Below are 7,183 nucleotides of genomic sequence, written 5' to 3'. Positions count from 1 at the left end.
CGAAGGGGTGCTGGAGGGTAAGAATCGGAAAGAAACGCAAAGTAGAGCAGGCCGCCTATCGGCGGTCCGGATAACAGGGGAGTGTCACATCGGCGCTTGGCCCCGTACACCCTATGGCCCCTCAAGGGGCAGCGAGGGTGGGCGGCGAGAAATCTTTGAGTCATACTCTTCCTGCACCCTTCCGGCGGCCCCCTTTGGTGGCTGGCGCCACCACCTTCCCCCCGCAAGCGGTGGGACAATAGAATGGGAGAATCTTTTGGACCCTCTGAACCCTCCGGCGTTCGTCACAATTTTATATTGCTACCTTGGTCCATTTCCTGTATACTATACAAAAGTGACCCATGGTTGAAAATGGGTCAGGGAATCACTATGTTTGGGAGGAAGTCATGGCATTAACGAAGAAAGCGGAAAGAACGAAGGCCCGGCTGCTGGCATCGGCGAAGAAGCTGATCGGCGAAAAGGGATTTGACCAGGTATCGGTGGAGGATATTACAAAAGACAGCGGCGTGGCAAAGGGTACGTTCTATCACTATTTCAAATGTAAGGAAGATGTGGTGGGAGAGCTTTCTTTCCAGTCCTGTGAGGCTACTACAGAAAGGTCTATCCATTATGACGGGCCGGTGGCGGAGCGCTGTTTCTTCTATATGACCGCTCTCTGCAAAGACGCCGCCTGGGCGGGGGTGCGTCTGGTGCGCCAGTGGATACGGGAGACCATGGAGTCAGAGGAAGAGGATTCGGAGGCGAAATCCGCCCTGTACAATATTTACAATGCTTTGATGGACATCTGCGCTGTCCATCAGGGGGAAGGCCCCGGGGAATTGACGAAGGATGCGCCGGTGGACACGCTGGCGAAGCTGATGATGAGCCATCTTTTCGGCGCCCTCACCATCTGGTGCATGATGAACGGTTCCTTCAACCTGGCAGAGGACTCCCTGGACTATATGCGGATTGATATCATGAATCTCATGGAACCCTATACGATTAAAGAATAAAAAGAGGCAGGAAGGGTATTTCCTTTCCTGCTTTTTTGATTGACCTTTTTCTATGTCTGTGATAGAATCATAATCATAAGAGACAATAAAGTCTCAAAATGGTATCAAGTGATTCACATCAAATGGAAGAGGTGTATAATGGACACAGAAAGCAGAGAAGAGGAATTGAAGAAACTGGCCCTTGCCTTCTGTACCAATCCAAGGCGCACGGCCCGGGAGCTGGCGGAGGCGGCGGGCATCAGCAAGGCCACCTTTTACCGGGTCTATTCGTCCCGGGAGAATCTGTCCCGCATCCTGAACGAGCGGGCCAGGGAGAAGATTTCCCTTCTCATGAAGCTGGTGACGGAGGAAGGAAATCCCCGGGAAAGGCTCCATGAAATCATCCGCTGCTGCTGCGATAACAAGGAATATCTCATGCTCCTCTGCTACGGCAACGTGACGGGAAGCGTGGATAACTGGTGCCAGGAAACCTACAGCCGGCAGATGACCGATTTCTTCCTTCGGGGACAGAAATCCGGCGATTTCCGGGTGGACATCCCTGCCTCCGTGATGACGGAACTTTTTGCAGGGGCCATGTGGTCCCTTTTTGAAGGAGAGTGCCATGGCCGGGTGGCTTCCGCCAGCCTGCCGGAGTACTGGGAAACATTTTTCCTTCGGGGAATCGGTAATGAAGAAAGAGAGGATATGCATTGAAAGAAGTCAAACCTTCCAAACGGCCCATACTGGCCTACTACGCCATCATATTCCTGGTGATTATCTTCTTTAACTCCCTCATCATGCCCATGTTCAAGGGCAATGAAGTGAAGAGCGTGGACTACTCCAGCTTCATGACCATGACGGAGAATAAGGAAATCGACAAGGTGCAGGTGGAGCAGGACCAGATTATTTTCACCAAGAAAGGGGACAAGCAGGCCTACAAGACGGCTCCCATGAATGATCCCCAGCTGGTGGACAGACTCCATCAATCGGGGGCTGATTTCACCGGCAAAATCGTAACCCCCATGAATCCGCTCCTTGATTTCGCCCTCAGCTGGATTCTTCCTATCCTGATTTTCTTTGGCATCGGCCATTACATGAACAAGAAAATCATGAAGAACATGGGCGGCCCCGGGGCCATGCAGTTCGGACTGGGGAAATCGAATGCCAAAATCTTCGTGAAGCCCACCGACGGTATCAAATTCTCCGACGTGGCCGGTGAAGACGAAGCCAAGGACAGCCTGAAGGAAGTGGTGTCCTACCTTCACAACCCCAGCCGCTATAAAGAAATCGGCGCCAAAATGCCGAAGGGCATCCTTCTGGTGGGACCGCCAGGCACCGGCAAAACCATGCTGGCCAAGGCGGTGGCCGGCGAATCGGAGGTTCCCTTCTTCTCTATTTCCGGCTCTGAATTCGTGGAAATGTTCGTAGGCATGGGCGCCGCCAAGGTGAGAGACCTCTTCAAGCAGGCCAAGGAAAAGGCGCCCTGTATCGTATTCATCGATGAAATCGATGCCATCGGCAAGAAGCGCGGCGGCGCAGCCATCGGCGGCAACGATGAAAGGGAACAGACCCTGAACCAGCTCCTTACGGAAATGGACGGCTTTGAAGACAACACCGGCGTCATCATCCTGGCTGCCACCAACCGTCCCGAATCCCTGGACCCCGCCCTCACCCGCCCCGGCCGTTTCGACCGCCAGGTGCCCGTAGGACTGCCGGACCTCCAGGGCCGCGAAGCCATCCTGAAGGTACACGCCAGCAAAATCAAGCATGCCCCCGACATTGACTACAATAAGGTGGCCCGCATGGCCTCCGGTGCCTCCGGCGCCGAACTGGCCAACATCGTCAACGAAGCGGCCCTCCGTGCCGTCCGCGACCACAGGAGCTACGCCACGGAAGAAGACATGGAAGCGTCCATCGAAGTGGTCATTGCAGGCTACGAGAAGAAACACGCCATCCTGTCGGACAAAGAAAAATGCGTGGTTTCCTACCATGAAATCGGCCACGCCCTGGTGGCTGCCCTCCAGTCCCATTCCGCACCGGTACAGAAGATTACCATCATTCCCCGTACCAGCGGCGCCCTGGGCTACACCATGCAGGTGGACAAGGGCAATCATTACCTCATGACCAAGGAAGAACTGCTGGACCAGATCGCCACCTTAACCGGCGGCAGGGCGGCGGAAGAAGTGGTCTTCCACACCTCCTCCTCCGGCGCTTCCAATGATATCGAAAAAGCCACCAAGCTGGCCCGGGCCATGATTACCCGCTTCGGCATGAGCGACGAATTCGGTATGGTGGCCATGGAAACCGTGACCAACCAGTACCTGGGCGGAGACACCACCCTGGCCTGCTCGCCGGAAACCGCTGCCCGCATCGACCGCGCCGTTTCCGAACTCATCAAGAAACAGCACGAAAAGGCAGTGAAGCTCCTGGAAGACAACCGGTCCAAACTGGACGCCCTGGCCAAGTACCTCTACGAAAAGGAAACCATCACAGGAGACCAGTTCATGCACATCCTTGAACACGGCCTGCCGGAAGAAAAACCGGCACCCGCCGCTCCTGCCATGGACCTGAATCTGGAGAAATAAAGAGTCATAGAAATCCACATGAAAAAACGGTGAATCTGAAAAAAGATTCACCGTTTTTTTGCGTGGTAAGCACGCCGGAAATCTTTCTTCCCGCCCCGCCGGTCATTCTGAGCCGCAGGCGAAGAATCTCGGTACCTGCCGTGAGTGACTCTGCTGTTGGTCATGTCAGTGCCCGGTACACTCCTTCCCGCCCCGCCGGTCATTCTGAGCCACAGGCGAAGAATCTCGGTACCTGCCGTGAGTGACTCTGCTGCCGGTCATGCCAGTGCCCGGTACTCTCCTTCCCGCCCACTGGTATTGACTGCCTTTACCCTCACTTACCATGCTTACCGAGATCCTTCGCTGGCGCTCAGGATGACGTGTGTAAGGCGGGAAGGTATTGCCTTTGACGCTGCCCGCCGCCCTGTCATCTCGAGCGGGGATGCAAGCCGGAATGACGGGAGAGGTATCGGTACTATTGACACAGAGTCGAGAGGTCTCCCGTCTCAATGCCGCACATGCTATTGAGGAGTGAGATTTCTCCACTCCGCTGCCGACCGTCGAAATGACAGTGGAGGTGGAATGCCGCGTGCGCCATTGCAGGGGGATCTCAGGGCTCCCCTTGAATTGACGGCAGGGCAGGACATCACCAGTGTCAACATGTGCTTCCTTCCTGCCCCGCCGGTCATTCTGAGCCGCAGGCGAAGAATCTCGGTACATGCCGTGAATGACTCTGCTGGCGGTCATGCCAGGGCCTGGCACTCTCCTTCCCGCCCACTGGTATTGACTGCCTTTACCCTCACTTACCACGCTTACCGAGATCTTTCGCTGGCGTTCAGGATGACGTGTGCAAGGCGGGAAGGTATTGCCTTTGACGCTGCCCTCCGCCCTGTCATCTCGAGCGGGGCTGCAAGCCGGAATGGAGAGAGAGGTATCGGCACTATTGACACAGAGTCGAGAGATCTCCCGTCTCAATGCCGCACATGCTATTGAGGAGTGAGATTTCTCCACTCCGCTGCGCTTCGGTCGAAATGACAGTGGAGGTGGAATGCCGCGTGCGCCATTGCAGGGGAATTTCAGGGCTCCTTTTGAATTGACGGCAGGGGGCAGCACCGGTGTCAACACGTGCTTCCTTCCCGCCCCGCCGGTCATTCTGAGCCGCAGGCGAAGAATCTCGGTACATGCCGTGAATGACTCTGCTGGTCATGTCAGGGTCCGGCACTCTCCTTCCCGCCCACTGGTATTGACTGCCTTTACCCTTACTTACCATGCTTACCGAGATCTTTCGCTGGCGCTCAGGATGACGTGCGTAAGGCGGGAAGGTATTGCCTTTGACGCTGCCCGCCGCCCGGTCATCTCGAGCGGGGCTGCATGCTGGGATGGCGAGAGTGGTATCGGTACTATTGAGACTCTGAGCCCCGAGATATCCTGCTTCATTGCGGCGTGTACCATTTGAGGAGAGATTTCGGGGCTCCGCTGCCGACCGTCGAAATGACAGTGGAGGTGGAATGCCACGTGCGCCATGGCGGGGAAATTTCAGGGCTCTGCTTGAGTTGACGGCAGGGGGCAGCACCGGTGTTATTCATTCCCTCTTTTTACGGACAGGGAAATCAAGTAATAAAATTTAAAATATTTTCTCCATGTGAACTGCCGGTCAATTTGTGGTATAATTTATGAGATATTCAATCTTATTTTACCTAACTATTACATGAGGTGCATCGTGAAACAAGTGATTCTATCCGCCCTTTCTTGGGTGGTATCTGCGGCGCTGGTCATTATGGCGCTGCTCCATCTGGGCGGGGACTTTCCCGACATCCACAGCTACGTGCAGCCAAGGCTGGGGGCGGCGCTCCTGGTCTTTCTGATTGTCTCCTTCGGCCTTTTTTCCGTGGTGGACAGGAAATACCTGAAGCGGCTTCTTCCCTGGGCGGTAATTCTGCCGCTCCTCTGGATGGGCACCTTCACCTGGGCCTACGGTTTTGCCTCCCTGCCTGAAAAGAAACATCTGGGGGACTACTACGTGCTGGGGGCCCTCCTCATGGCGCTGCCCTATGTGTATACCGCCCTCACCGCAAAGGCGAAACGTGTCTCCTCCCTGTGGACGGTGATTGCCGGCATTTATACCTTCTTCATGGTGCTCATTCCCTTCATTTATATCGGCTACTATGTCCTCTTCGGCGGAGAAATGGATATGTTTGCCATGATGGCCGTCCGCTCCACCCATCTGAAGGAAATCAAGGACTTCCTGCGTACCATGGGCTCTCCCGCCCATCTGGTGATGGCGGTCATAGCCCTTCTGATTGTGATTTCCTGTGCCCTGGGTCTCGCCCGGTCCATGATGAAAAGAGCCCGGAGCTATGAAGGAAACATCCTTCGGGGCAGCGGCAAGCCCTTTACCATTGGCCTTGCTGTCATTTCCATCCTCTTCTTCGGAGGCTTCTATCGCCAGATTACCCACGTATTTCCTGCTTCCATTTTCAAAGCGCTGAACTCTTCGGGCAGCGAATTCCAGCTTCTCCAGAAACTGAACGACAACCTGGATAAGAACGTGAAAACCATGACCTTCCTGCCGCCGGACCCGGATGACGGCATGGACGAAGGCACCCACATCGTCATCATCGGTGAAAGCGCCAACAGGGACCACATGAAGGCCTTCACGCCGGACTATCCCGAAAATACGACTCCCTGGCTTTCGGAAATGGCCAAATCAAAGGACTTCGCCCTGGGATACAAGGCCTATTCCAATTTCCCCAATACACTCTTCTCCCTTTCCTACGCCATGACCAGCGCCAACCAGTACAGTGACATGTCCTTCGAAGACGTGGTGAGCATGGTAGACGTGGCCAAGGCTGCCGGCTACCGCACCGACTGGATTTCCTTCCATAACCGGAGCTCCATGTCCAGCGCCGGCGTCACCATGATTGCAGAACGCTGCGACGACTCCTACTGGGAAAAGAACTACGACGGCTACACCCTGGAAGTGCTGAAGAAACTGCCGCCTGCCAAAAAGCGGATCATCTTCATCAACATCGATGGCAGCCACTACACCTACATCGCCCGGGTGCCGGTAAACCTCCGCGATAAGCTGGGCATCTCCAAAGAAGATCCCTACCATGACTACGACCTCACCATCGCCTACGACGACCAGGTGATGAAGGAAATCTTCGAATACGCCAAGGCGAACCTGAACCTGAAATCCATGATTTACTTCTCCGACCACGGCGAAAACATGAAGCACTACCACACCACATCCCCCTTCTACTACGACATGGTGCACATTCCCTTCTTCGTCTACCTTTCCCCGGACTACCAGGCAGCCCACCCCGAACTCATGCCCGCGCTGAAAGCCCATGAGCAGCAGGTCTTCACCAACGACCTGGCCTTTGACACCGTCACCGGCATCTGGCGGGCCAGGACCAATTTTTACCAGTCCAAGTATGACTTCTCCTCCAAGGACTACTCCATTACCATGGACAACGCCACCACCTTCGAAAGAAAGAAGAAAATCAAAGACGACCCTGTATGGCAGGGAAAATAAAAAGAGCAGGAAACCAAATCGGTTTCCTGCTTATTGTCTATAGAAAACCCCCGGTTAGACCGGGGGTTCCAAAAAGCTTTAGCGATGAGTCTTTAATGGTTTATAAAAAC

4 protein-coding genes are annotated in these 7,183 nt (G+C 54.8%); all 4 read left to right on the top strand.

All coding sequences use genetic code 11. The annotated features are described in order from the left end of the window. The first annotated feature begins 386 nt into the window (after positions 1-386). On the top strand, positions 387-992 hold the full coding sequence (locus tag QZQ29_RS08220) for a TetR/AcrR family transcriptional regulator (RefSeq protein ID WP_296962222.1): 606 nt from the start codon (positions 387-389) through the stop codon (positions 990-992). 138 nt (positions 993-1,130) lie between these two features. After that, entirely contained in the window at positions 1,131-1,685 is a 555-nt protein-coding gene (locus QZQ29_RS08215) for a TetR/AcrR family transcriptional regulator (protein ID WP_296962219.1), read from the top strand. Then, positions 1,682-3,556 carry an ATP-dependent zinc metalloprotease FtsH gene (gene ftsH / locus QZQ29_RS08210; protein WP_296962217.1) on the top strand — a complete coding sequence of 625 codons (1,875 nt, stop codon included), beginning with the start codon at positions 1,682-1,684 and terminating at the stop codon, positions 3,554-3,556. The genes QZQ29_RS08215 and ftsH overlap by 4 nt, the downstream gene beginning before the upstream one ends. A 1,699-nt stretch (positions 3,557-5,255) precedes the next feature. Next, complete coding sequence (locus tag QZQ29_RS08205) at positions 5,256-7,073, top strand: sulfatase-like hydrolase/transferase (RefSeq protein WP_296962215.1); 1,818 nt, start codon at positions 5,256-5,258, stop codon at positions 7,071-7,073. The last annotated feature ends 110 nt before the right edge of the window (positions 7,074-7,183 follow it).

Origin of the sequence: uncultured Dialister sp. (assembly GCF_900538805.1) — a bacterium.
Taxonomy (GTDB): Bacteria; Bacillota; Negativicutes; order Veillonellales; family Dialisteraceae; genus Dialister.
Note: the sequence above shows the minus strand (reverse complement) of the source record. Positions and strands in the feature narration are given on the sequence as shown.